This window comes from Sphingomonas sp., assembly GCF_036269755.1.
GTDB lineage: Bacteria > Pseudomonadota > Alphaproteobacteria > Sphingomonadales > Sphingomonadaceae > Sphingomonas.
Genome location: NZ_DATBDV010000023.1, coordinates 182,102 through 206,491, shown reverse-complemented (window position 1 = coordinate 206,491; position 24,390 = coordinate 182,102). Strand labels below are relative to the sequence as shown.

Below are 24,390 nucleotides of genomic sequence, written 5' to 3'. Positions count from 1 at the left end.
TGAAGCCCGGCGCGGCTTGATTGTGGTCGTGTTCGGGAGAATGGTGTCGACCCGATAGGCAGCTCCGCGAAGGGGGTCGATATGCACCGCGTGCGTTTGGCAGGGCCGGTCGTCGCGCTGGCCTTGCTGGGGAGTGGTCTGGCGGGCTGCGGCGAATCGGGCGCTGGATCAGGCGGTGGCTTGAGTGGCGGAACGCCGGCGCCGGCGCCGACGCCCGCGCCTGCACCGACTCCAACCCCGACCGCCACCACGATCACGCTGATCAATCAGCCGCCGGTCGACGTCTATTTCGCGATGCTGCTGACCGACGGATCGGTGATGGCCCAAGCCAATCCAGAGGGCACGCCAGGAACGAGTGCCGGCGACTTCTACCGGCTGACTCCCGATGCGAACGGCGATTACGCCAAGGGCATTTGGACCCATTTGTCCAAGCCGCCCACTGGATACGCGCCGTATGCCAGCGCGGAGGCGGTACTGGCCGACGGAAGGGTGCTGTTCGTCGGCGGCGAGTACAACCAGGACAACTACTCCTTTCCGTTCGCGCCGTCGGGGCTGACCAACATGTCCGCGGTCTACGATCCGGTGGCCGATAGCTGGCAGATGATCGCTCCGCCGCCGGGCGCTCCCTATATCGGCGACGTCCCGTCGGCGGTGCTCCCCGATGGGCGGTTCGTGTTCGGCTTGAAGCTCGGCCGGACGATGTGGGCGCTGGACCCCGCCGCCCTGACCTGGTCCTCGCTTCCGGCGACCAACAAGAATGACGATTTTGCCGAGGAAGGCTTCACAATGCTGCCCGGCGGCAACATCTTGACGGTGGACGTCGGCGCGCCACCGCGAGCGGAACACTATCTGACGGCGAGCGGCAGCTGGGTGTCGGACGGCGCGACGCCCGTCGTACTCACATCGCCGACGGGAACGCCGGGGGGCGCGGGATACGGGCCGGCGCCGGTCCAGGTGGTCGGCGGCATCACCTACGGGCCCGGCCCGACGGGCACCTATTTCCCGCCCGGTGAGATCGGTCCGCAAATCCTGCGTCCCGACGGATCGGTATTCGTGGTGGGGGCGATAGCGGGATCGGCGGCGGCACACACCGCGGTCTATCATCCCGGCGCCACGCCGGGCGTGTCCGGTAGCTGGACCGCGGGCCCGGACTTTCCGGCGATCGACGACGGCGACGATTCATCGGCCGCGCTCCTCGTCAGCGGCAATGTGCTCGTGGCGGGCGCGAGCGGCGCGCTGTACGAGTTCGACGGCACGAACTTCCGGACGACGTTGGCCCGGCCGTTCGCGAACCAGAACAGCGCAATGTTCCTGTTGCCGCTGCCCAGCGGGCAGGTGCTGATGCTTACCCCCGGTCTGGCCGCGCGCGCGCGCCTCTACGTTCCGCTTGGCGGCCCGCTCGCCGCCTGGGCACCAACGATTGCGTCCGTGCCGACCAATATCACGCGAGGCCAGACCTATGCGCTCACCGGCACGCAACTCAACGGGCTCAGCGAGGCGGCGGCGGTCGGCGACGAACTGACCGCCGCGACCAATTATCCGCTGGTCCGGCTGACAAACCAGGGGACCGGGCACGTCTGGTACGCGCGCACCCATGGCCACACGATGGGCGTCGCGACCGGAGCAGCATCGGTGACCACGCAGTTCGACGTACCGGCTGGGACCGAGACCGGCGCGACGACCCTGGTCGTGATCGCCGACGGGATCGCGTCATCGCCCGTCACCGTGACGGTCAGCTAGCGGCGCAGTCAGGCCGGGCCGCGGCGCAACATCGCCATCCGCGAACACTCGCACACCAGTTCGTCGCGCTGGTTGAGCATGCGGTGTCGCCACGTCACCAGCCCGGCGTTCGGGCGCGACTTGCTCTCGCGCAGTTCGGTCACTTCGCTCGTCGCGTGGAGCGTGTCGCCGATGAACACCGGCTTGGGCATCACGAGCTTGTCGTAGCCCAGGTTCGCGACGAGCGTCCCCATCGTCGTCTCCGCGACGGTGATCCCGACCATCAGGCTGAACGTGAAGGTGCCGTTGACGAGGATGCGCCCGAACTCGCTCGCCTTGGCGGCCTCGGCATCGAGGTGGAGCGGTTGCGGGTTGTGGGTCATGGTCGACCACAACAGGTTGTCGGTCTCGGTCACCGTGCGGTGCAAGGGGTGCTCGATCGTCTCACCGACGGTCCACTCGTCGAAGAACTTGCCCGGCATCACTGGGTCTCCGTCAAATAGAGCTTGAACCCGGCATGGCTCTTCGCCCAGCCGAGCTTTTCGTAGAAGGCATGCGCGCGGGTGCGGTCGTTGTTCGAGGTTAGTTGCGCCATGAAGCAGTCGTGCGCGCCGAACCAGGCGAGCGCCCAGTCGATCATCTGCGCGCCGAGCCCTTGGCCGCGCTTGTCGGCAGCCACGCGCACCCCCTCGATCTGCCCGCGCCACGCGCCGCGATTGAGCAGACCGGGAAGAAGGGTGAGCTGCATCGTGCCGACGACGGCGCGGTCGAGTTCGGCGACGATCAGGCGCTGGTTGGGGTCGCGATCGATCGCGTCGAACGCCGCGCGGTAGGCGGGGTCGAGCGGTTCGCTCGGATCATCTGCGCGGCCGCCGATCTGGTCGTCGGCCAGCAGGCGGACGATCGCGGGCAAGTCAGCCGCGGTAGCGTCGCGATAACTCAGCGTCGCCCCGGCGGAGGCCGGGACCGCTTGATGTGGCGCGGTGATCGCAGCGGCCCCGGCCTCCGCCGGGGCGACGGATTCAGTCATCCGTCTTCTCGATCCGCGCGAGCAGCGCGTCGACCTGGACTTGCGTGCCAGCCTCTGCGTTGAGTTCCGCGACCGTCCCGTCGAACGGCGCGACCAGGCCATGCTCCATCTTCATCGCCTCGAGCGTGAGCAGCTTCTGGCCCTTCGCCACCGCGTCGCCCGCCGCGACGTCGACCGCGATTACGCGCCCCGGCATCGGCGCCAGGATCGCGCCGTCGCCGGTGGCACCACCCGCGCCGCCGGTCGCGCGCCAGCGGCTGAGCTGCCACGTCTGGCCGTCCTCGGCGATCAGCAGAGCGTCGAGCGGCTCCGCGTCGGGCTCGCCCGTGCCGCGTTCGATCATCACCGGCTCCCCGTCGAGCAGGAAGGTCTCGGCCGTGCGCGGCGCGGCGTTGAGTCGGAACCCCGCCATCGGGTCGCTGCCGACCAGCGCGGCGGCGGCATCGGCCAGCGCTTCGTCCGACGGGCGCGGCGGCGGCATCAGCGCGTCACCCTCGCGCGCGATCAGCCCAGTGTCGACATCGCCCGAGGCGAAGGCTTCATGCTCGAGCGCCTCGACGAGAAAGCCGGCGTTCGACCGCACCGGCCAGACGATCGCATCGGTCAGCGCATCGGCGAGCTTTTCGCGTGCCTCCTCGCGATTCTCGCCCCACGCGATCACCTTGGCGATCATCGGATCGTAGAACGGCGAGATGTCGGCGCCTTGCTCCACCCCCGTGTCGATCCGCGCGCCTTCGCCGAGGTCGAACGCCTCGAGCCGCCCGATCGAGGGGAGGAACCCGCGCGCCGGATCCTCGGCATAAAGCCGCGCTTCCATCGCCCAGCCGTGAATCTCGAGCTCGTCCTGGCGGCATGGCAACGGCTCGCCCGACGCCACGCGCAACTGCCACTCGACCAGATCCTGCCCGGTGATTTCCTCGGTCACCGGGTGCTCGACCTGCAGCCGCGTGTTCATTTCCATGAACCAGATGCGGTCGGCCCTTAGACCTTCGCTCGCGTCGGCGATGAACTCGATCGTTCCCGCGCCGACATAATCGACCGCTTTTGCTGCGCGCACCGCCGCAGCGCAAATCGCCGCGCGCGTTGCCGCGTCCATGCCGGGGGCAGGGGCTTCCTCGATCACTTTCTGGTGGCGGCGTTGCAGCGAGCAGTCGCGTTCGAACAAATGGACGACGTTGCCGTGGCTGTCCCCGAACACCTGCACTTCGATATGGCGCGGCGACAGGATGTATTTCTCGATCAGCACGCGCTCGTCGCCGAACGACGAGGCCGCCTCGCGCTGGCACGACTGCAGCATCTCGGCGAATTGCTGCGCAGCATCGACTCGCCGCATGCCCTTGCCGCCGCCGCCCGCGACGGCCTTGATCAGCACCGGATAGCCGATCGCGTTGGCCTCCGCCTGCAACCGCTCGGGTGCCTGGTCCGCGCCGAGATAGCCCGGCGTCACCGGCACGCCAGCCGCGATCATCCGCGCCTTGGCGGCGTCCTTGAGGCCCATCGCACGGATGCTGTCTGGCCTGGGGCCGACCCAGATCAAGCCTGCGTCGATCACCGCCTGCGCGAAGTCGGCATTTTCGGAGAGGAAGCCGTAGCCGGGATGGATCGCCTCGGCGCCGGTTTGCTTCGCGGCGGCGATGATCTTGTCGCCGACCAGATAGCTTTCGCGCGCCGGCGAAGGCCCGATATGCACCGCTTCGTCGGCTTGCCGCACGTGAAGCGCCTGCGCGTCCGCATCCGAATAGACCGCCACCGTCCGCACGCCCATGTCGCGCGCGGTGCGGATGATGCGGCAGGCAATCTCGCCGCGATTGGCGATCAGCAGCGAGCTCAGCATCCGCCGTCTCGCAACGCCGCAAACTTCTCGAAGTTCGCGCATGTGAGGCAAGGAAAAAAGCGAAGTTGCGGCGGCCGTTTCATCGTGGGGATATAGCGTAACCCGGGGTTTGTAGGACAGCGCAAATCATTGCGCGGCGACGCATCCCGTCGAGCGCTGCGACCAGGTCACGTTCTGCACCTTCCACTGGCCGTTTTCGCGGACCATGTCGAAATGGTCGACTCCGCACGTCGCGACCTTGCCGTCGACCGACAGCGTGAAGTCGCCCCATACCATCGCGATGTCGCCGTCGATCTCGATCGCGGGGGCGCCGGTGAATTGTTCGTGATATTTGTGCTCGCCGGATTTGACGTTGGCGAGATACTCTTCCCACGTCAGGTGGCGGACGATTTTCTCGCCATTCGCGCGCGTCGCCGCGACGGTCGCGCCGCCGCCACCCGTGATGCGAAGCTGCGCGCGGATCGCGGCGGCATCGGCCGCATCGATCCCGGCGAACCACGCGCGCAACGGGGCCATGACTTGCTCCTCCTCGCTCGCGGGCGGGGGGAGCGGGTTGGCGGGCGGGAGCTTGTCGGTAGATTGCTGCGCGGCGAGGGCGAGGAGGAGGGGGAGGAGCATTGAATTCATGGCGATTCTTTCAAGTGGTCGTGTCAGTGCCAATTTTCTGCTGAAAACAAACCTCTTAGGCGAGCCGTCTGTTGAGGAGAGTCAGCTACTTGTTGGGCGAAATAAAGTGGCAAGCTTTCTTCCAAGAGCAAGTTTCCAAAATCTGCCCAAGTCAGCTTCGACTGCGTGTCCAAGCCATCGTAAAATCGTCCGAACCACGGCCAAAAGCCTTCACGATCGGCGGCCATGTCCTCGATAACGGTTCCGACTAGAACTGCCCCCGACACGACGAATGCATCAAATGCGACATCCTGCGATTTTTCGGCAGCCTTCCTCGCTTTAGCCTCGCCGCCCATCACAAGGGAAATCACCCGGAGGCTGGCTTCCATATAACAACCGAAAGTGTCAAAGGCGCACTCTGCTATTTCTTGCTGCTTGGCATCCAGTTTACCGAAATCAACAACATACGAAGGAAGTGTCTCGGGCTCCTGCAGTTTGATACTAAGTTTTTCGATACGGTCTGGATTAAACCAGCTTGGCACAGGACGATTTTCTCGCTGAAGTTCTCGGCGTAGGTTGTCCATGTATCGCAAGGACGGACGGTTGTGATTGAGCTTGGTCACATCCGGAACACGCCGAAGCTCGCGCGTTCCGGGATCGGGGCGTTGAGCGTTGCGGCCAATGACAATCCCAGCACATCCCGCGTCTGCGCCGGGTCGATAATCCCGTCGTCCCACAGCCGCGCGGTCGCGTGCCAGGGCGAGCCTTGCGCTTCGTAATCGTCGCGGATCGGTTGTTTGAAAGCTTCGGCCTGTTCGGGGGTCCAGTTCGCGGCGTCGCGGTGGACGGTAGAGAGCACCGATGCGGCCTGTTCGCCGCCCATCACGCTGATCCGGCTGTTGGGCCAAGTGAACAGGAAGCGCGGCGAGTAAGCGCGGCCCGCCATGCCGTAATTGCCCGCGCCGAAGCTGCCGCCGATCAGCACGGTGATCTTGGGCACGCTCGCGGTGGCGACGGCGGTCACCAGCTTTGCGCCATGTTTGGCGATTCCTTCGGCTTCGTACTTGCCGCCGACCATGAAGCCCGAAATGTTCTGGAGGAACAGCAGCGGGATGCGGCGCTGGCAGGCGAGTTCGATGAAATGCGCGCCCTTGACCGCGCTTTCGCTGAACAGCACGCCGTTGTTCGCCAGGATCGCGACCGGCATGCCCCAGATGTGCGCGAAGCCGCAGACGAGCGAGCTGCCGTGCAGTGCCTTGAACTCGGCAAACTCGCTGCCGTCGACTAGCCGCGCGATGATCTCATGCACGTCGTACGGCGCGCGGACGTCCTGCGGGATGATGCCGTACAGCTCGTCGGCGGCGAACTTGGGCGGGCGCGGCTCGCGCAGTTCGACGTCGGGCGGGCGGTCGGGCCGGAGCGTCGAGACGATGTCGCGGACGATCGTCAGCGCGTGCTCGTCATTCTCGGCGAGGTGATCGACGACACCTGACTTGCGCGCGTGGAGATCGCCGCCGCCCAAATCCTCGGCGCTGATCACTTCGCCGGTTGCGGCCTGAACGAGGGGAGGGCCTGCCAGGAAGATCGTTCCCTGATTGCGCACGATCACGCTCTCGTCGCTCATCGCGGGAACGTACGCGCCGCCCGCGGTGCAGCTGCCCATCACGCAGGCGATCTGCGGAATGCCCTTGGCCGACATGTTGGCCTGGTTGAAGAAGATCCGCCCGAAATGATCGCGATCGGGGAATACCTCTGCCTGGTGCGGCAGGTTGGCGCCGCCCGAATCGACCAGATAGATGCACGGCAGCCGGTTTTGTTCGGCGATCTCCTGCGCGCGGAGATGCTTCTTGACCGTCATCGGGTAATAGGTTCCACCCTTTACCGTGGCGTCGTTGCAGACGATCATCGCCTGGCGGCCCGACACGCGGCCGATTCCGGCGATCATTCCGGCGCCGGGAACCTCACCGTCATACAGGTCGCACGCCGCGAGCTGGCCGATCTCGAGGAACGGCGATCCGGCATCGAGCAGCCGCTCGACGCGGTCGCGCGGGAGCAGTTTGCCGCGCGCGGTGTGGCGGTCGCGGCTCTTCTGGTTGCCCCCCAACGCCGCCGTCGCGACGTCGCCGCGCAGCCGCTCGCCCAGCGCACGATTGTGCGCGGCATTGGCGCGGAAGGTTTCGCTGTCGGCGGAGAGTTTGGTGTCGAGAACGGGCGCGCTCATGGGGCTCTGCCTAGCCGCGCATTTCGGCCATGGGAAGCCGCTGGCGCGCCGCGCGGCGTTGGTGTAGCCCCCGACTCATACACCATATCGAAAGAGGGCTTTTTCCAATGAAGCGCACCGTCCTTGCCGCCATGCTGCTCGCCACCACCGCTGGCGGAGTCGCCGTCTGGCAGGGGCCGGCGCTTGCCCAGAGCGTGATGGGCACCAAATCGGGGGTCGATCAGGCGCTGATCGATCGCACCGCCAATCCTGGCGACGACTTCAATGCCTATGCCAATGGCGTGTGGCTCAAGACCGCCGAAATCCCCGCCGACCGCTCGTCGATCGGCGTCGGGCTCGACGTGTCGAACGTCGCCGAAGCGCGCAACGCCGATATCATCCAGAATGCCGGCAACGCGCACGCCAAGGCGGGCACCGACCTGCAGCGCATCGCCGATTATTACGCGGCGTATGACGACACCGCCGGGATCGAGGCACGCGGCCTCGCGCCGCTGCGGCCGACGCTCGCGTCGATCGCCGCTTTGCGCACCAAAAGCCAGCTGTCGGCGATGCTCGGCGCCAACATGCGCGCCGATACCGACCCGTTCAACAACAACAATTACGCGTCGACCAGCAACCTGTTCGGGCTGTTCGTCAGCCAGGATCTCAACCGTCCGACGGTCAACGTGCCGTATCTGATGCAGGGCGGGCTGGGGCTTCCCGATCGCGATTACTACCTCTCCGACAAGAAGGAGATGGCCGAGCTACGCGACGGCTATAAGGATTACGTCGCCAAGCTGTTCAAACTCGCCGGGATGAGCGATCCGCAGGGCCGTGCCGACCGCGTACTTGCGCTCGAGATGAAGATCGCCGCGGCGCAGACCGACATCATCACCGCGCAGGACGCGCACAAGGGCGACAATCCGTGGAAGCGCGCCGATTTCGCCGCGAAAGCGCCGGGGATCGACTGGAACGCGTTCTGGACCGCGGCGGGACTGCCCCGGCAGCAGGACTTCATCAACTGGAATCCCGGCACCACGACCAAGCTCGCCGCGCTTGTCGCGAGCGAGCCGATGGCGACGTGGCAGGACTGGCTGGCGTTCCACCAGATCAGCCAGAACACCTCGGTGCTGCCCAAGGCGTTCGATGATGCGTCGTTCGATTTCTATGGCAAGCAATTGAGCGGCACGCCGGCGCAGCGCCCGCGCGACAAGCGTTCGATCAGCGCGGTCAACGGCGCGCTCGGCGATCCGGTCGGGCGCATCTACGCCGCCAAATATTTCCCGGCTTCGTCCAAGGCGGCGATCAACACGATGGTCAAGAACATCGTCGCCGCGTTCGATCGCCGCATCGCCGGGCTCGACTGGATGGCGCCCGCGACCAAGGTCGAAGCGCGCAAGAAGCTCGCGGTGCTCAAGGTCGGCGTCGGCTATCCCGACAAGTGGCGCGCTTTTCCCTATTTCGCGGTCAGCGCCAGCGACCCGTTGGGGAACCTGCAGCGCGCCCGGCTGTCCAACTATCGTTATCACGTCGCCAAGCTCGGCCATGCGCCCGATCGCGGCGAGTGGTGGATGACGCCCCAGACGGTCAATGCGGTCAATCTGCCGCTGCAGAACGCGCTCAATTTTCCGGCGGCGATCCTGCAGACGCCGTATTTCGACCCCAGCTTCGACGCGGCGGCGAATTACGGCGCGATCGGTGCCGTCATCGGGCATGAGATCAGCCATAGCTTCGACAATCTCGGATCGGATTTCGATTCGACCGGCCGGCTGCACAATTGGTGGACGCCCGCCGACCTCACGCGGTTCGAAGCGTCGGGCAAGGCGCTTGCCGACCAATATTCGGCCTATGAGGCGCTGCCGGGGCTTCACCTCAACGGCGAGCAGGAACTCGGCGAGAACATCGCCGACACCGCCGGGCTGACCGCGTCGTACGAAGCGTATCACGCCTCGCTCGGCGGCAAGCCGGCGCCGGTGATCGACGGGCTGACCGGCGACCAGCGCTTCTTCCTCGCCTTCGCGCAGAGCTGGCGGACCAAGATGCGCGACCGTTCGCTCCGCGCGCGCATCGCCACCGACGTCCACGCGCCCGCGCCGTGGCGAGTCGAGACGGTGCGCAACCTCGACGCATGGTACGACGCGTTCGGGATCAAGCCCGGCGACAAGCGCTACCTCGCGCCGAAGGATCGCGTGCACGTCTGGTAAGAAGCGCACGCCCCGCCTTGCCTTTGGCCCCGACACGCCTAAGCTTCGGGGAAAGCGATTGAAATAGGGGGCGTTGTGGTGAAGATCCGGCTGTTGCTGGCGGCGGCGTGCGTGACATTGGGCGACATCGTCGGCGTCGTCCCGGCTCATGCCGACGACGTTCTCCATGTCGGCAAGCAGCCGGCCTGGGTCGTGCCGGTCGCCGCACCCGCCGCCAAGCCGGCGGACGGGGCGGTCACCTTCCGGCTGGCCGATTTCCAGGTGCGGTTCGACGACAAGGGCATGCACCAGTTCGTGCGGCAGCTCATTCGGGTGAACACGCCCGCAGGGCTGCAAGTCGCGGGCACGGTCGGCCTCGCGTGGCAGCCGACGCTCGATCTCGCGACGGTCGATCGACTCGTCATCCACCGCGGCGCCGAGACGATCGACGTGCTCAAGGACGGCAAGGGGTTCCAGATCCTGCGCCGCGAAAGCGAACTCGAATCGGCGATGACGATCAGCGGAGTCTTGACCGCGGTGATGCCGCTCCCCGATCTGCGCGTGGGCGACGAGGTCGAATTCGCCTACTCGATCGACCTCGCGAACCCGGTGCTCGCGGGCCATGCCGAGGCGATGCTGCCGTTGACCAAGATGCCGGCGATGGATCGCATGAGCGTCCGCTATAGCTGGCCGCTCGGCCGGCAGATGCGGTGGAAAACGGGGCCGCAGCTTCCCCCGATCGTGCTGGCCAGGGCCGATGGGTTTCAGGTCATGACGATGACTCGCGACGGCTGGACCACGCCCGAACTGCCGGCGGGCGCGCCGGGCCGGTTCTCGAATGGTGCGCTGGTGCAAGCGGCGGACTTTGCCGATTGGGGATCGGTCGCCGCGCTGATGCGGCCGCTATACGCCAAGGCGACGACGATCGGCGCCGATTCGCCGGTGATGGCGGAGGTCAAGCGGATCGCGGCCTTGTCGCCCGATCCCAAGGTGCGCGCGACCGAAGCGCTGCGCGTCGTTCAGTCGCAGGTGCGCTATCTCGCGCGTCTCGACGGGCTGGGCGGTTACGTCCCCGAAAGCGCGGATGCGGTGTGGGCGGCGAAGAGCGGCGATTGCAAGGGCAAGACCGTGCTGCTGCTGGCGATGCTGCGCGCGCTCGACGTGACCGCGGAGCCCGCTTTGGTGTCGGCGACCGACGGCGACGGGCTCGACCAGTCGCTGCCGATGCCGGGGCGGTTCAACCACGTCATCGTCGAGGCGACGATCGGCGGCCAGACCTATTGGCTCGACGGCACCCGGCTCGGCGACCGCGGCGTCGACACGATCGCGGTCCCCGCGTTCAAATGGGCGCTTCCGCTCGATAGCGCGGCCACCGGGCTGACCGCGCTGGCGGCGACCGAACCGGCCGTGCCGGACAGCGAGGACCGGCTCGATCTCGACGCGCGCGCCGGGCTCGCCAAGCCTGCCAAGGCGAGCGGATCGATAATCTATCGTGGCGAAATGGGCAGCCAGATGCGGATCGGACTGTCCGTGATGTCGGCGACCGACCGCGACGAGATGCTGCGCAAGATCTGGAGCGACCGCTACAGCTGGATCACCGTCAAGACCGCCGACTATCGGGTCGACGACAAGACCGGCGAAGTCGTCTTCTCGTTCACCGGCACCGCAACGCTGGACTGGAGCAATACCGGCGCCGATTCGATCCAGCGCTACGTCGCGGACAATGCCCTGCTCGGGCGCGACTTGGCGCCGAAGCGCGACAAGAACCCCGACGCCGCGCCGGTGGCGGTCGATGGCGGATACACCACCTCGCGTGAGACGATCCTGCTGCCCGACGGCGGCAAGGGGTTCGCGGTCGAGGGCGAGGCGTTCGACCGCAGCTATGGTGGCGTCCGGTACGTTCGCGACTATTCGCTGAAGGACGGCAAGTTCGAGATGTCGGCGACGACCCGGAGCAGGCCCGGCGAAATTTCCTATGCCGATGCCAAGACCGCCGACAAGCAGACCGACGTCCTGATCAAGAAGGCGTTGTACATCACGGCGCCACCGACGTTCGGCGCGCCGGCCAGCGAGGTCGCGACCACCGCGCCGGTCAAGCCGGGCGACGCCGCACCCGATACCGGGCTGGCCGAGGTGACTCGGCTCGCACTGGCGGGCAAGAACGACGAGGCGCTCAAGCTGCTCGACACCCGGATCGCGGGCGGCGACAGGACCGGCAAGACGCTGGCGATGCGCGGACAGGTGTTGCGCGGGCTCGACCGCACCGACGCCGCCAGCGACGCCTACGACCAGGCGCTTGCCGCCGACCGCCGCGAGCCGCTTGCGATCACCGGCAAGGCGGAGATGCTGATCGCCGCGGGCCGCGACGAGGATGCGCTGATCCTCTATGACCGGCTGGTGCTGCTGTGGCCCGAGGCGACAGAGGGCTATCGCCGCCGCGCCGGCGTCCGCGCCGAGCTCGGCCAGATCGACGGCGCGCTCTCCGATCTCGGCATCATGATCGACAAGAAACCCGACGACCTCGATGCGCGCGCATCCCGGACCGAATTGTACCTTCAGCGCGGCCGCGGCGACGACGCGGTCGCCGACGCGCGCGCGCTGGTGAAGCTCAAGCCCGACGATGCCGCCGCGCATGCCTTGCTCGCCAACGTGCTTGCCGCGACCGGCAAGCGCACCGAGGCGATCGCCGAGACCGACAAGTCGATCGCGCTCAAGGCGAGCGGTACGCCCTATCGCGTTCGGCTGCGCTTCGGTCTCGAACCCGATGCCAAGGGGCTGCTGGCGGACACGGTCGCGCTGATCAAGTACGAGCCGTGGTCGGACCTGCCGCTAGCGCCGCTCAAGCGCGTGATGGGCGATCCGGCGGCGCGGACGGCGGTGCTGCAGGCCTATGATGCCGCGCTGACGGAGGACCCCGACAGCGCCGATTCGATCACCAGTGAGCGCAACCGCGCGATCGCCGTCGGCGGCGACGCCAAGGCCTATATCGCCGAGATCGACGCGCAGCTGGCGAAGAAGCCGACCGATGCAGCGGCGCTCAACGAAGCGTGTTGGGCACGGGCCTGGCTCAAGGTCGAGCTCGACGCCGCGCTGGCGCAATGCGACAAGTCGATTGCGGGGAGCCGCCAGGCCGCGACGTTCGACAGCCGCGGGCTGGTGCGGCTGCAGCGCGGCGAGTGGGACAAGGCGGCGGCCGATTACGGCGACGCGGTGGCGCTGCGCCCGACGATGGCGAGCAGCCTTTACGGCCGCGGCATCGCGCGCAAGCGGCTCGGCGACCTGGCCGGGAGCAAGGCCGACATCGCCGCCGCGACGATGCTCGATTCGAAAGTTGCCGAATCCTATGCGGCCTATGGCCTGACGCCCTAACCGCGCGCGGGCAGCAGCCGTGGGTTGCGCAGCAGCGCCGCCGAGAAAAGCGCGACGAGCAATCCCACGGGCGCGACTTCCATGAAGGTCATCGGCAGCCGGTACAGCGGGTTGGCGTACATCGCGCGCATCGAGTCGAAATCGGCCGTCATCTTCGCGATGTCGGCCGCGCTCTTGCCCGCCCCACGCGCCTTGGCGAGCGAGGTAGCGATATATTCGTCCATGAACGCATAGTGCGTCGCGGCGAGATAGGCTTCCCACACGAGCGCATAGGCGATGCCGGCGATCAGCGCGATCAGCAGCCCGAGCCCAAACGCGCGCCAGAACCGGATCACGCCGCCGCCCTCGAGGTCACGATAGCGCTTCACGCCGACGAAGATGAAGCTCATCGCCACCAGCATGACCGCATAGCCGAACGCCAGGCTGGCGACGAAGGCGAGCGCGTGGTGCAGCAGCCCGACGGCAGCGACGAACGCGGCGAGCACGGCGCCCGCTAGCAACCCGTAGATCAGCGAGTAACGAAGCGTCGGATTCATCGTGCTTCCCCCATGTTTTCGAACGGCGCCCGCATCGCCGCTTTCCCCGATCTGCACTATCGCCCGAACGGGTGATTTTCGCGAATCCGCTTATTCGATGAGCGACAGGAAGCGCGCTTTCTCGATCGCTTTCACGCGTCGGTCGACTTCGAGCTTGGCGAACACGCTGGCGAGGTGAGTCTTGATCGTGTGGGGCGACACGCCGAGCGTTCGCGCCAGTTCCTTGTTCGACTGGCCCGAGGCGAGCAGATCGAGGATCTGGCATTCGCGCGGCGTCAGCCCGAGCGACGCAATCGCGGCGCCGTTGCGCTCGAACCGCGCACGCGGCTTTCGAGCGGTCAGCCGATGCCCGACCCACAGCCCCAGAGCGGTAAAGCCGAGCGCGAGCAGGCCGACATAGAGTTCGGTCGAAATCGCGGTCTCGGCGAAGCGGAACTTGAGCTGTTCGAGCGCTATCGCCGCGGCTGCCAGCGCCAGACCGTAGCCGAGGACCGTCCGCCACATGGGCGTGTTACGATCCCGCCCCAATCAACTCACGCCCGATCAGCATACGGCGAATCTCGTTGGTCCCCGCGCCGATATCGAGCAACTTGGCATCGCGCGCGTAGCGTTCGACCGGCCAGTCCTTGGTGTAGCCGGCGCCGCCGAGCGCCTGGATCGCTTCGTTGGCGACCTTCACCGCACTCTCGCTGGCGAGCAGGATCGCGCCCGCGGCGTCGAACCGCGTGGTCTTGCCCTCGTCGCAATTCCTGGCGACGGCGTAGGTGTAGGCGCGCGCCGATTGCAGGGCCACGTACATGTCGGCGACCTTGGCCTGCATCAGCTGGAAACTGCCGATCGGCTGGCCGAATTGCTTGCGCTCGCGGACGTACGGGACGACCACGTCAAGGCAGGCCTGCATGATACCGAGCTGGATCCCGGCGAGCACGGTGCGCTCGTAATCGAGCCCCGACATCAGCACGCCGACTCCGCCGTTAAGCGGGCCCATGACGTTTTCCTCGGGCACTTCGCAATCGTCGAACACGAGTTCTGCGGTGGGGCTGCCGCGCATCCCCATCTTGTCGATCTTCTGCCCGATCGAGAAGCCCGGCATGTCCTTCTCGATGATGAAGGTGGTGATCCCGCGCGAGCCTTCGCCGGTCTTGGCGTAGACCACCAAAGTGTCGGCATAGGCGGCGTTGGTGATCCAGAATTTGGTGCCGTTGAGGACGTAGCCGCCCTGCACCTCGTCGGCGCGCAGCTTCATCCCCACGACGTCCGATCCTGCGCCGGCTTCGGACATCGCCAGGCTGCCGACATGCTCGCCGGAGATCAGCTTGGGCAGGTACTTGGCCTTTTGCTGGGCGTTGGCCCAGCGGCGGATCTGGTTGACGCACAGGTTGGAGTGCGCGCCGTAGCTGAGCCCGATCGACGCCGACGCACGGCTGACTTCCTCGCACGCGATGACATGCTCGAGATAGCCGAGCCCGAGCCCGCCATCCTCCTCGCCGACGGTGATGCCGTGCAGCCCGAGTTCGCCCATTTGCGGCCACAGCTCGGTCGGGAACCAGTCCTCGGCATCGATCTTCGCGGCGAGCGGCGCGATCTGCTCGCTCGCGAAGCGCCGAGTCACATCGCGGATCATGTCGGCATTCTCACCGAGGCCGAAATCTAGCGTCTGGTCCATATCCACTCCGTTCGCGCCGAGCTTGTCGAAGCGCCGTACTTTGTATTTAACCTCTGAAGAAAGAGCAGGCCTTCGACAAGCTCGGGCCGAACGGGGAGGGTGTGCATGGCCGGTCTTTTTCGCCGCAAGACGATCGTCGAGCAGCCGCCCGAGCATCGCCTAGCGCGGACCTTGTCGTGGCCGCATCTGGTCGCGCTCGGGGTCGGGGCGATCGTCGGCACGGGCATCCTCACGCTGATCGGGGTCGGCGCCGACCGGGCAGGGCCGGCGGTGTTGCTGAGCTTCGTCGTGGCGGGTGCGATCTGCGCGGCGGCGGCGCTCTGCTATGCCGAGATGGCGACGATGATCCCCGCCTCCGGCAGCGCCTATACCTATAGCTATGCGACTCTGGGCGAAGTGATCGCCTGGGTGGTGGGCTGGTCGCTGATCCTCGAATATTCGCTGGTGGTCGCGACGGTTGCGGTCGGCTGGTCGGGGTATGCGGTCGGGTTCCTGCACGGCTTGGGAGCCGACCTGCCTTGCGCCTTGACGCACGGCCCGGTGTTCGCCGGCAGGGTTTGCGATCATGCCGTCACCGCGACCGAATACGGCGTCAACTTGCCCGCCGTGTTCATCATCGCGGTGGTCGCCGGATTGCTGATGCTCGGCACGCGAGAGAGCGCGCGGATCAACACTGCGCTGGTGGTGCTCAAGATCGTCACGCTGGCGCTGTTCGTCGCGGTCGCGTTGCCGCATTTCAACGCCGCCAACCTGCACCCGTTCGCGCCGCTCGGCTATGGTAGCGCTGCCGGTGCCGGCGGCGTCAAGTATGGCATGATGGGCGCTGCGGCGATCATCTTCTTCGCCTTTTACGGGTTCGACGCGATCTCGACCGCGGCGGAGGAGACCAAACGACCCGAACGCGATCTCGCCATCGGAATCGTCGGATCGATGCTGGCGTGCACCGCGATTTACATGATCGTCGCTGCGGCCGCGGTCGGCGCGCTCCATTTCTCGAGATTCTCGAATAGCCCGGAGCCGCTCGCGCTGATCCTGCGCGAGATCGGGCAGGGCGGGGTGGCGACGATCGTCGCCGCCGCGGCCGCGATCGCGCTGCCGACGGTGATCCTCGGCTTCCTCTACGGCCAGAGCCGGATCTTCCTGGTCATGGCGCGCGACGGGTTCCTGCCCGCGGGGCTGGCCAAGCTGTCGAGCCGCGGCACGCCGGCGCGGATCACCGCGGTGACGGCGATGGTGGTGGCGGTGCTCGCCGCGCTGACGCCGCTCGACGTCATCGCCAGCCTCGCCAATGCGGGGACGCTCTGCGCGTTCGTCGCAGTCGCACTGTGTGTGCTCGTGTCGCGGCGCCGCGACCCAGCCGCCAAGCGGCCGTTCCGGACGCCGCTCGTGTGGCTCGTCGCGCCGATCGCGATCCTCGGCTGCCTCTATCTGTTCACCAGCCTGCAGAGCATCACGCAGCTCTGGTTCCTGATCTGGAACGCGATCGGGCTGCTGATCTATTTCCTCTACGCGCGCCGCCGCGCGTCAATTGCGTAGCGCCCAGCGCACCGTTTCCGCCATCCCGCGCGTGCCGAGGCGCACCGCCGGGCGCACCGGGTGCGGTGAGCGGAGGCCGTGCATCGCGCGCGCCCAGCCCGGCAGCAATTCGACCGCGGCGTTCATCGTCAGCGCCTGAAACGGCACCAGCATCAGGCTCGGGGCGGGCTCGTCCATCAGCACGCGAAGCACCTCGGCGCTGCGTTGGTCGGCGCGAAGTTCCGGACGGAAGTCGGCGATGATCGCCGCCGCCTCTGCGTGGCTCCTCGGCACCGGATCGGCACCCAGCATCTCCCCGATCACCGCGATCTCCGCGAAGTAACGATCCTGATCGGCCGCGCTCATCCGTGGCTCGCCGTAGCGCATCCACGCGTCGAGGAAGCATGTCGCCTCCGCGACATGCACCCAGGCGAGCAGGCGAGGATCGTTCGCCGAATAGGGTGTGCCGTCGGGCAGCGTCCCCGATACCGCGTCGTGGATGTGGCGCACCCGCGCGATCTGCGCTTCGGCCGATGCGCGAGTCTCGAACGTCGTCTGCGCGACGAACCGCGCGGTGCCGCGCAGCCGCGCCTTCATGTCGTCGCGAAAGCCCGAATGGTCCCACACCCCCGCCAGCACGCGCGGATGGAGCATCTGCAGCATCAGCGCGGCGACCCCGCCGACCATCATGCTGGTCACGTCGATATGGACTCGCCAGGCGACCGAATCGGGCGCGAACAGCCCGCTGCCGTCGCGCGCGATCCGGATCGGCGGGTTGGCCGGGTCCGAGAGGAGACCGCGGACCTGGCGTGCGATGGTGGAGCGTAGGCCGAGCATCGAGCGGAGATAGGGCGGGGCGGTGGCCGGTGTAAGACTTTGGTGCGGTCGCTTGCGCTGCCGTGCCGATGTCTCGCCCGCTGCTCGTGGTGAGGTCGCTTCGCTCCCGTCACCGAAGCACAAACGCCGTCCCGCGGCGTTTGAGTCTTTGGTGACCCCTACGGGAATCGAACCCGTGTTTCAGCCGTGAGAGGGCCGCGTCCTAACCGCTAGACGAAGGGGCCGCGAAAGCGCGAACGCGGCGCATTAGGGCGGGGCGGGCGGGGCGTCAAGGCGCGAGCAGACTCGCCGCCGAAGGGGCCGATCGCGACCGATCGTTAACCATTTCCGTCTACCCATCGATCCGATGTTCAGGGGCTGGAATTGGCTGCGCGGGATTGGCGCGGTGGCGCTGGTCGCGTCACCGCTGCCCGCGCTTGCGCAAAGCGCGACCGAGCTGTTCACGCCGGAAACCGTCGCGGCAAACGGCTACGTTCGCATCGTTGGGACCGACGGCGAAACCAGCTGGCTCGACGACGGCTATGGCAAGACACGGTTCGACGCCGCATCCGCTCGCAACTTTCGTCTCGATCCGGAGGCGGTCGAGGCCGATGTGGTTTGGACGCCGCGCTTCACGTGGGGGTTGAGCGGAACCGTCGTCGCGATCGCGCAGCAGGGGCAGGAAAACGTCGTCGACTTGTCCGAAGCCTATTTGACCTACAAGCCGCTGCTCGCCGGCGGCACCAAGCTCAACGTTCGCGCCGGGTTATTCTGGCCACCCGTCAGCCTGGAACATACCGGCCCCGAATGGCGCGTTCGCGACACGATCACGCCATCGGCGATCGGCTCTTGGATCGGCGAAGAGGTCAAGGTCGGCGGTGTCGAGGCGAACGTTACGCGTACTATCGGCGCGCAAAGACTGAGCGGCACCTTTGCGATATTCGGGCTCAACGACACCGCGGGGACATTGCTCGCGTTTCGCGGCTGGGCGCTGCACGACGAAAAAGCGGTGGCGTTCGGGACACAGCCGCTGCCCCCGCTCAATCCTTTCTTTGCCGCAGACGTGCAAGCGACGCGCACGCGCCCGGCGATCGAGTTGGACAATCGCCCCGGCTGGTACGCCAAGCTCGGCTGGACGCCGACGCCGTGGCTCGATCTCCAGGCGGTGCATTACGACAATCGCGGCAATCCCGAAGCGGTGACGCCGACGTTGCAATGGGGCTGGCGCACCCGGTTCGACACACTCGGCACGGTGCTGAGCCTGGGCGATTGGCAAGTCCGCGCGCAGGGAATGAGCGGGCGCACGATGATGGGCTTTCCGGAGGGTGACCGGCTGTGGGTCGATACGCGGTTCCGGTCGGGCTATGTGATGACGACGCGCAATTTCGGGCGCGGGTCCGCCTCGCTCCGCGCCGAGGCGTTCAGCACCACCAGCCTGGGGTCCGAACTCGGGCGTGACTGGTCCGAAAACGGCTGGGCGCTGACCGCCGCGGCTCGGCGCGACATCGGCAAGACCTGGACGGTGCTGGTCGAGGCGCTGCATGTCGACAGCCGTAAGGACGCGCGTGCTTCTGTCGGCCTGACGCCCGACCAGGACCAGACGCAGGTGCAGCTGGCGCTAAGGGTCCATCTTTGAAGCATTTGTTTACGCGCACGCGCTAGGATCGCGCGGTTATGCGCATCGTCGTCTGCCTGTCCGTTCTGCTGCTGCTCGGCATGGCTCCGCCACCGCCGCTCGCGGGCGTGAGCGTCGCCGTGCGCGGCGCCAACGGCCAACCCGTCGTTAATGCCGTCGTATCGATCCGATTGGTCGGGCGCGACACGCCCGGCCCACGCATGGGGTCGGGCTATGCCGTCCGCCAGCAGAACATCCAGTTCGCGCCATTCCTCTCGGTCGTGCCGATCGACGCGGACGTCGCGTTTCCGAACCTCGATTCGGTGCGCCACCAGGTCTATTCGTTCTCGCCGGCGAAGCGCTTCGAGCTCAAGCTCTATGCGCGCGAGCAGAACCGCACGGTGCGGTTCGATCGCGCAGGCGCGGTCTCGCTCGGGTGCAATATCCATGATCAGATGACCGCGTTTATCTACGTCACCGACAGCGTATTCACCGCGCGGACCGATGCGGCGGGCAACGTCAACTTGGCGGGGGTGCCGGCTGGGCCGATCAGCATCACTGTATGGCATCCCTATCTCCGCGCCCCGGGCAACCAGGTGTCGCGCCAGATCGATCTGGGCGGCGGTGCGCGCGAGACCTTCACCGCCGCGCTGCGCCCGCCGCCGCCGTCGGCCGGGTCATCCTACTGAGCGATGAGCGTGCGCATCCGCCTTCCCCAGTTCCGCCGCCTCCGGACGCGGTTGACGATCCTCTGCGTAGGATTGGTTGCAACTGCGATGCTCGCCATTTCGGTGACCTTGCTGGCGGTGGCCGAACATAGCGCGACCGACCAAGTCGAGCGCGAGCTTGCCGCAACCGGTACGGTGTCCGACCGGTTGTGGAGCCAGCGTGCCGCGCAGCTTGGTGGCGCTGCCGGATTGCTCGCGCGCGATTTCGGGTTCCGCGCGGCGGTTGCAACCGGTGACAAGCCGACGATCGTATCCGCGCTCGACAATTTGAAGCGCCGCATGGGCGTCCCGGTGGCGTTCGTCGTCGGGGCCGACGGCAACGTCGTCGGCGGCGGTTCGCAAATGTCGGCGGAGGCCGCCGGGCTGTGGAATGCGCTCGATGCGGGGCAGACGTCGGGCGTGACCCAACTCGGCGGCACGCCACACCAGGTCATCGCCGCGCCCATTCTCGCGCCCCAACTGATCGGCTGGGTCGTGTTCGCCACCGATCTGGACGTCAAGGAGATGCGCGGGCTGCAGAGTCTGTCGGCGATCCCGATTCAGGCTGCGGTGTTCCAGCGTCGAGAGAATGGGCAATGGGCGGACCCATTCGATCCCGAAAGCGGCGCTCTGTCGAGCTTCATCGAGCGCGCGGCAAAGGATCGATCGGCGTCCGAGGTAACGACGCCCACGGGCACCGCGCTCGCTTTGGTCAAGCCGCTCCCGACGATGGCAGGCGCGCCAGACGCGGTGCTGCTACTGCGCTATCCCCTGGACCTTGCTTTGGCGGGTTATCACCGGCTTCAGGTCACAGTCCTGCTCGCGGGGTTGCTCGGGCTGCTCACCACTTTGTTCGCCACCTTCCGTATGGCACGGTCGATCACGCGGCCGGTTACGCTGCTTGAGGCGGCGGCGGCACGGCTCGCGGCGGGCAACGAGGCGTCGGTCCCAGTCGAGGGCAATGACGAGTTGTCGCGCCTCGCCGAGAGCTTCAACCGCATGGCGACCGACATCGCCGAGCGCGAGCGGCGGATCACGCAGCTGGCGTTCAACGACACGCTGACCGGGCTGCCCAACCGCGCACACTTCCTCGAACATGTCGAGCATGAGCTCAAGCTCAGCGAGCGCAACGGGGGCGGGATTGCGGTGCTGATCGCGGATCTCGACAATTTCAAGTCGGTCAACGACACGCTCGGCCATCCGGTCGGGGACGAGCTGCTGCGTCAGGTGGCGGCCCAGCTCGACACTGTGCTCGGGCACAGCTTCGTCGCGCGGCTGGGGGGCGATGAATTCGTCATCGTCGCGCGTCAGGACCCCGACGATCCGATCGAGCGTCTTGCCAAGCGCGCGCTCGATGCGGTCGGCGCGCCGACGCGGATCGACGGGCACGACGTCACGCCCGGCGCGAGCATCGGCATCGCGATTTCGCCCGGCGACGGCACCGACGCGCGCGCGCTGCTCAAGAACGCCGACCTCGCGCTCCACCGCGCCAAGGAGCTCGGCCGGCGAACCTTCTGCTTCTTCGAGGAAGCGCTCAACCAGCGCGCGCAGGAGCGGCGGCGGATCGAGGGCGACCTGCGCATCGCCTTGCAGGAAGGGCAATTCGAGCTCCACTTCCAGCCGTTGTTCGACCTCGCGCGCGACCGTATCGGGTCGTTCGAGGCGCTGCTACGCTGGCATCATCCCACGCGCGGCTTCGTGTCGCCGGCCGAATTCATCCCGATCGCGGAGGAAATGGGGTTGATCGTCGAGATCGGCGCCTGGGCGTTGCGCGACGCGTGTCAGCAAGCGACGGCCTGGCCCGAGCATGTCCGAGTCGCGGTCAACGTGTCGTCGGTGCAGTGCCGCCGCCCGGGCCTCAACGAGACGGTGATGCGTGCGCTCGCCGCCAGCGGGCTTTCGCCGAGCCGACTCGAACTCGAAATCACCGAGTCGATCTTCCTCGAAGGATCCGACGCGACCTTTACCCTGCTCCACGGTCTGCGCGGGCTGGGGGTCAGGGTCGCGCTCGACGATTTCGGGACGGGTTATTCGTCGCTCAGCTATCTCCAGCGGTTTCCGTTCGACAAGATCAAGATCGACCAATCGTTCATCCGCGACTTGCTGACTCGCTCCGGCGCGGTGGCGATCGTCCGCGCGATCACGGATCTCGCCCGCGCATTGGGGATGGAAACCACCGCCGAGGGGGTCGAGGAGGAGGCGCAACTCGCCGAGCTCCGCAAGCACGGCTGCACCTCGGTTCAGGGCTATCTGTTCAGCAAGCCGGTCGACGGCGCGGCGGTCCAGGCGATGCTCGCCGACGACACGCCGCGGCGCGCCGCCGTGGGGTGAAACGACGAATTGCGGAACCTGCGGGCGTGTGGCGCGTCTTTCCGTTCCTGTAGCGTATCGTTTCGGTGACCGAGCGAGCGCTGCGCCAGAACAGGAAGGAAATATCATGCTTTGGACGATCGTCGTCATCCTGCTCGTTTTGTGGCTGCTCGGGTTTGCCGTGTTCCATATCGGCAGCCTCATTCACATTCTCCTCGTGATCGCGCTGATCGTCGTCGTCGTTCGCCTGATCCAGGGTCGACGCGTCGTCTAGCTGAGCCATGTGCGGGGCCTTCCCCGCGCTTCGAATGAGCGACGGTTCCGGTGGCCATGCTGCCGGAACCGTTCGTGTGTTCGCATCCGGCCGGATTTCGTGTCATGTCTCGCCATCGCGCCGCTTCACGCGGCGCTCTCGGGGGGACGAACATGATGATGGAACATCGCTGGACCGCTCTGGTCACGATTCTGGCGCTGCTGGTCTATTTCGGCATGGGGCTTCAGGTCGCCCGCGCGCGCGGCAAGTCGGGGATCGATGCCCCCGCGATGACCGGCCACCCGATCCTGGAGCGCGCGAACCGGGTGCACATCAATACGCTCGAATGGCTGCCGCTGTTCCTGGCGGCGCTGTGGCTGTTCGCGATCTATTGGGACGAACGCGTCGCGGCCGGTCTCGGCGTGGTGTGGATCGTCGGACGGGTCGTCTATTCGAGCGGCTACATGGCCGATCCAGCCAAGCGCAGCACGGGGTTCCTGATCCAGGCGCTTGCCGTCGTGGTTCTGCTGCTCGGCGCGCTCGGCAGGATCGTCTACAGCTTGGCGACCGGGGGAGCCTGACGCCCGGAAATCACGTCGCGACGGCCGGCGTGGCTTCCGTCACGAACCGCCTCGACAGCGCGTGATACACGCCTTCGCGGCAAACCAGGCGCGACGCCGCTCGGCCGATAAAGGCGGCAGCCATGACGGGCACGACCATGGCGTGGTCGTTGGTCATTTCGGTGACGATGACGAACGCCGTGATCGGCGCCTGCACCACCCCGGAAAAGTAGGACACCATGCCGAGCAGGACGAGCGCGGCGACCGGCGTTCCGGGGAACAGAACGGACAGGTTGGAACCGATCCCGGCGCCAACCGCGAGCGACGGCGAGAATATCCCGCCCGGGATGCCGCTGATCGCCGCGAGCGCGGTCGCCACCAGCTTGAGCAGCCCGAACGAGTGCGGAAGCGACGCGCCGTGATCGAGCAGCGGCTTCACTTGCGCATAGCCGGTGCCGTAGATCGTGTCGCCGGAGGCGAGGCCGCATAGCGCCACCCCCACGCCGCACAGCATCGCGAACACCACCGGGTGATGCTTGATGACGCGCCCGGCGGCGCCCGGCAATCCGCGGCCGAACTCAATCAGGATGCGGCTGAACAGCCCGCCGACCAGGCCGCCGACGACGCCGCAGACCGGCACCGCGAGCCACCCCAGCGGCCCCAGCCTGACCGAGGTCGTCCCGAAATAGGTATAGTCGCCGAACAGCGCGAGCGAGGTCAGGCCCGCTGCGATGATTCCGCCGATCAGCAGCATGCTGGTCCTCGCCTCGAACGCGCGGCTCATTTCCTCGATCCCGAACACGATCCCGGCAAGCGGCGTGTTGAACGCCGCGGCGACTCCGGCCGATGCGCCGGCGAGGATAAGGCCCGGCTGGCGTCGCGGCGACAGCCGGCCGATCGCGAACATGATCGACGCGCCCACCTGGACGGTCGGGCCTTCGCGGCCGATCGAGGCGCCGCACAGCAGGCCGAACAGCGTCAGCACGATCTTGCCGATCGCGACTCGGATCGACACGAGCTTGCCGCGCGCGTCGGCATCGGTCAGCTGTCGCGCCGCGATCGCCTGCGGAATGCCGCTGCCCTGCGAGTTGGGGAACAGCCGACGCGTGACATAGGCGATCAGCCCGAGCCCGAGCGGCGTGATCACCAGCGGGACATAGCGCCAGCGCAGGATCAGGCTGTGGAACGCTGCCTGGGCCTCGTCCGCGAGCAACGCCATCGCGACCGCCGATGCACCCACGGCGATACCGCCCAGCAGGAAGACGAGCTGGCGCTGCGTTCGGATCGAATGCAGGCGAATGCGCCTGGAAAAGACGAAGGATGGGCGAGCCATTTGATGCACCGGCAGGAGGAAGAGGCACCCCTTAGCCGCTGCCGGCGTCGCTGTCAGTGCTTGTCCAGCCTGCCTGCGTTGCCCGATCGGTTCCGCGCCCGGTTCAGCTGCGCGGGCGAAGGGGAGGGCAAGCGAAAT

General features: G+C 67.0%; 20 protein-coding genes and 1 tRNA gene. 9 read left to right on the top strand and 12 right to left on the bottom strand.

Annotated elements, in window-relative coordinates; genetic code table 11:
• Positions 1-81 precede the first annotated feature (81 nt).
• Positions 82-1,740 carry a hypothetical protein gene (locus VH326_RS15700; protein WP_329632785.1) on the top strand — a complete coding sequence of 553 codons (1,659 nt, stop codon included), beginning with the start codon at positions 82-84 and terminating at the stop codon, positions 1,738-1,740.
• A gap of 8 nt (positions 1,741-1,748) precedes the next feature.
• Here the strand turns inward: VH326_RS15700 and VH326_RS15695 are convergent, their stop codons facing one another.
• The 6 genes from VH326_RS15695 to VH326_RS15670 form a co-directional block, all read right to left on the bottom strand.
• The gene (locus VH326_RS15695; RefSeq protein WP_329632784.1) at positions 1,749-2,201 is read right to left on the bottom strand and encodes a MaoC family dehydratase; all 453 of its coding nucleotides are present in this window, start codon (positions 2,199-2,201) and stop codon (positions 1,749-1,751) included.
• Complete coding sequence (locus VH326_RS15690) at positions 2,201-2,749, bottom strand: GNAT family N-acetyltransferase (protein ID WP_329632783.1); 549 nt, start codon at positions 2,747-2,749, stop codon at positions 2,201-2,203. Before VH326_RS15690 ends, VH326_RS15695 begins: the two co-directional genes overlap by 1 nt.
• Positions 2,742-4,583, bottom strand: a complete 1,842-nt coding sequence (locus VH326_RS15685; protein ID WP_329632782.1) for an acetyl/propionyl/methylcrotonyl-CoA carboxylase subunit alpha — start codon at positions 4,581-4,583, stop codon at positions 2,742-2,744. Before VH326_RS15685 ends, VH326_RS15690 begins: the two co-directional genes overlap by 8 nt.
• Before the next feature lie 126 nt (positions 4,584-4,709).
• On the bottom strand, positions 4,710-5,201 hold the full coding sequence (locus VH326_RS15680; RefSeq protein WP_329632781.1) for a nuclear transport factor 2 family protein: 492 nt from the start codon (positions 5,199-5,201) through the stop codon (positions 4,710-4,712).
• Positions 5,202-5,233: 32 nt separating this feature from the next.
• On the bottom strand, positions 5,234-5,812 hold the full coding sequence (locus VH326_RS15675; RefSeq protein ID WP_329632780.1) for a hypothetical protein: 579 nt from the start codon (positions 5,810-5,812) through the stop codon (positions 5,234-5,236).
• A complete protein-coding gene (locus tag VH326_RS15670) occupies positions 5,809-7,410 on the bottom strand; it encodes a carboxyl transferase domain-containing protein (protein ID WP_329632779.1) in 1,602 nt (533 codons plus the stop codon). The genes VH326_RS15675 and VH326_RS15670 overlap by 4 nt, the downstream gene beginning before the upstream one ends.
• A gap of 107 nt (positions 7,411-7,517) precedes the next feature.
• Here VH326_RS15670 and VH326_RS15665 point away from each other — a divergent pair, with 107 nt between their 5' ends.
• The gene (locus VH326_RS15665) at positions 7,518-9,593 is read left to right on the top strand and encodes a M13 family metallopeptidase (RefSeq protein ID WP_329632778.1); all 2,076 of its coding nucleotides are present in this window, start codon (positions 7,518-7,520) and stop codon (positions 9,591-9,593) included.
• Positions 9,594-9,671: 78 nt separating this feature from the next.
• Complete coding sequence (locus VH326_RS15660) at positions 9,672-12,941, top strand: tetratricopeptide repeat protein (protein ID WP_329632777.1); 3,270 nt, start codon at positions 9,672-9,674, stop codon at positions 12,939-12,941.
• Here VH326_RS15660 and VH326_RS15655 read toward each other — a convergent pair.
• The 3 genes from VH326_RS15655 to VH326_RS15645 all read right to left on the bottom strand — a co-directional run bounded on the left by VH326_RS15655 (position 12,938) and on the right by VH326_RS15645 (position 15,143).
• Positions 12,938-13,477, bottom strand: a complete 540-nt coding sequence (locus tag VH326_RS15655) for a DUF4199 domain-containing protein (protein ID WP_329632776.1) — start codon at positions 13,475-13,477, stop codon at positions 12,938-12,940. The two genes, VH326_RS15660 and VH326_RS15655, sit on opposite strands and share 4 nt — an antisense overlap.
• Positions 13,478-13,567: 90 nt before the next feature.
• A complete protein-coding gene (locus tag VH326_RS15650) occupies positions 13,568-13,981 on the bottom strand; it encodes a response regulator transcription factor (protein WP_329632775.1) in 414 nt (137 codons plus the stop codon).
• Between the two features lie 7 nt (positions 13,982-13,988).
• Positions 13,989-15,143 (bottom strand): acyl-CoA dehydrogenase family protein, encoded by a 1,155-nt coding sequence (locus VH326_RS15645; protein ID WP_329632774.1) that lies wholly within the window; start codon positions 15,141-15,143, stop codon positions 13,989-13,991.
• Positions 15,144-15,248: 105 nt separating this feature from the next.
• On the opposite strand from VH326_RS15645, the gene VH326_RS15640 reads away from it, so the two are divergent.
• On the top strand, positions 15,249-16,679 hold the full coding sequence (locus tag VH326_RS15640) for an amino acid permease (RefSeq protein WP_329632773.1): 1,431 nt from the start codon (positions 15,249-15,251) through the stop codon (positions 16,677-16,679).
• Here the strand turns inward: VH326_RS15640 and VH326_RS15635 are convergent.
• Both VH326_RS15635 and VH326_RS15630 read right to left on the bottom strand, forming a co-directional pair.
• On the bottom strand, positions 16,668-17,495 hold the full coding sequence (locus tag VH326_RS15635) for an oxygenase MpaB family protein (protein ID WP_329632772.1): 828 nt from the start codon (positions 17,493-17,495) through the stop codon (positions 16,668-16,670). The genes VH326_RS15640 and VH326_RS15635 overlap by 12 nt on opposite strands.
• A gap of 149 nt (positions 17,496-17,644) precedes the next feature.
• A tRNA-Glu gene (locus VH326_RS15630) sits at positions 17,645-17,719 on the bottom strand.
• 122 nt (positions 17,720-17,841) lie between these two features.
• Between VH326_RS15630 and VH326_RS15625 the strand changes: the two genes are divergently transcribed.
• The 5 genes from VH326_RS15625 to VH326_RS15605 all read left to right on the top strand — a co-directional run bounded on the left by VH326_RS15625 (position 17,842) and on the right by VH326_RS15605 (position 22,940).
• A complete protein-coding gene (locus VH326_RS15625) occupies positions 17,842-19,110 on the top strand; it encodes a hypothetical protein (protein WP_329632771.1) in 1,269 nt (422 codons plus the stop codon).
• Between the two features lie 38 nt (positions 19,111-19,148).
• Positions 19,149-19,778 carry a carboxypeptidase regulatory-like domain-containing protein gene (locus tag VH326_RS15620; protein ID WP_329632770.1) on the top strand — a complete coding sequence of 210 codons (630 nt, stop codon included), beginning with the start codon at positions 19,149-19,151 and terminating at the stop codon, positions 19,776-19,778.
• A gap of 87 nt (positions 19,779-19,865) precedes the next feature.
• A complete protein-coding gene (locus VH326_RS15615; RefSeq protein ID WP_329632769.1) occupies positions 19,866-22,127 on the top strand; it encodes a putative bifunctional diguanylate cyclase/phosphodiesterase in 2,262 nt (753 codons plus the stop codon).
• Positions 22,128-22,233: 106 nt separating this feature from the next.
• Positions 22,234-22,380: a lmo0937 family membrane protein gene (locus VH326_RS15610; protein WP_329632768.1), complete on the top strand. Its 147-nt coding sequence runs from the start codon at positions 22,234-22,236 to the stop codon at positions 22,378-22,380.
• A gap of 152 nt (positions 22,381-22,532) precedes the next feature.
• Positions 22,533-22,940 (top strand): MAPEG family protein, encoded by a 408-nt coding sequence (locus VH326_RS15605; protein ID WP_329632767.1) that lies wholly within the window; start codon positions 22,533-22,535, stop codon positions 22,938-22,940.
• Between the two features lie 10 nt (positions 22,941-22,950).
• Here VH326_RS15605 and VH326_RS15600 read toward each other — a convergent pair whose 3' ends face one another.
• Positions 22,951-24,252 carry a chloride channel protein gene (locus VH326_RS15600; protein ID WP_329632766.1) on the bottom strand — a complete coding sequence of 434 codons (1,302 nt, stop codon included), beginning with the start codon at positions 24,250-24,252 and terminating at the stop codon, positions 22,951-22,953.
• Between the last annotated feature and the right edge of the window lie 138 nt (positions 24,253-24,390).

What these genes read in the sequence shown, in the direction of transcription:
- VH326_RS15610 (WP_329632768.1), top strand. Translation starts at nt 22,234, where the DNA reads ATGCTTTGGACGATCGTCGTCATCCTGCTCGTTTTGTGGCTGCTCGGG.
- VH326_RS15635 (WP_329632772.1), bottom strand. Translation starts at nt 17,495, where the DNA reads ATGCTCGGCCTACGCTCCACCATCGCACGCCAGGTCCGCGGTCTCCTC.
- VH326_RS15700 (WP_329632785.1), top strand. Translation starts at nt 82, where the DNA reads ATGCACCGCGTGCGTTTGGCAGGGCCGGTCGTCGCGCTGGCCTTGCTG.
- VH326_RS15685 (WP_329632782.1), bottom strand. Translation starts at nt 4,583, where the DNA reads ATGCTGAGCTCGCTGCTGATCGCCAATCGCGGCGAGATTGCCTGCCGC.
- VH326_RS15650 (WP_329632775.1), bottom strand. Translation starts at nt 13,981, where the DNA reads ATGTGGCGGACGGTCCTCGGCTACGGTCTGGCGCTGGCAGCCGCGGCG.
- VH326_RS15670 (WP_329632779.1), bottom strand. Translation starts at nt 7,410, where the DNA reads ATGAGCGCGCCCGTTCTCGACACCAAACTCTCCGCCGACAGCGAAACC.
- VH326_RS15625 (WP_329632771.1), top strand. Translation starts at nt 17,842, where the DNA reads ATGTTCAGGGGCTGGAATTGGCTGCGCGGGATTGGCGCGGTGGCGCTG.
- VH326_RS15640 (WP_329632773.1), top strand. Translation starts at nt 15,249, where the DNA reads ATGGCCGGTCTTTTTCGCCGCAAGACGATCGTCGAGCAGCCGCCCGAG.
- VH326_RS15605 (WP_329632767.1), top strand. Translation starts at nt 22,533, where the DNA reads ATGATGATGGAACATCGCTGGACCGCTCTGGTCACGATTCTGGCGCTG.
- VH326_RS15695 (WP_329632784.1), bottom strand. Translation starts at nt 2,201, where the DNA reads ATGCCGGGCAAGTTCTTCGACGAGTGGACCGTCGGTGAGACGATCGAG.
- VH326_RS15665 (WP_329632778.1), top strand. Translation starts at nt 7,518, where the DNA reads ATGAAGCGCACCGTCCTTGCCGCCATGCTGCTCGCCACCACCGCTGGC.
- VH326_RS15620 (WP_329632770.1), top strand. Translation starts at nt 19,149, where the DNA reads ATGCGCATCGTCGTCTGCCTGTCCGTTCTGCTGCTGCTCGGCATGGCT.
- VH326_RS15615 (WP_329632769.1), top strand. Translation starts at nt 19,866, where the DNA reads ATGCTCGCCATTTCGGTGACCTTGCTGGCGGTGGCCGAACATAGCGCG.
- VH326_RS15600 (WP_329632766.1), bottom strand. Translation starts at nt 24,252, where the DNA reads ATGGCTCGCCCATCCTTCGTCTTTTCCAGGCGCATTCGCCTGCATTCG.
- VH326_RS15645 (WP_329632774.1), bottom strand. Translation starts at nt 15,143, where the DNA reads ATGGACCAGACGCTAGATTTCGGCCTCGGTGAGAATGCCGACATGATC.
- VH326_RS15680 (WP_329632781.1), bottom strand. Translation starts at nt 5,201, where the DNA reads ATGCTCCTCCCCCTCCTCCTCGCCCTCGCCGCGCAGCAATCTACCGAC.
- VH326_RS15655 (WP_329632776.1), bottom strand. Translation starts at nt 13,477, where the DNA reads ATGAATCCGACGCTTCGTTACTCGCTGATCTACGGGTTGCTAGCGGGC.
- VH326_RS15690 (WP_329632783.1), bottom strand. Translation starts at nt 2,749, where the DNA reads ATGACTGAATCCGTCGCCCCGGCGGAGGCCGGGGCCGCTGCGATCACC.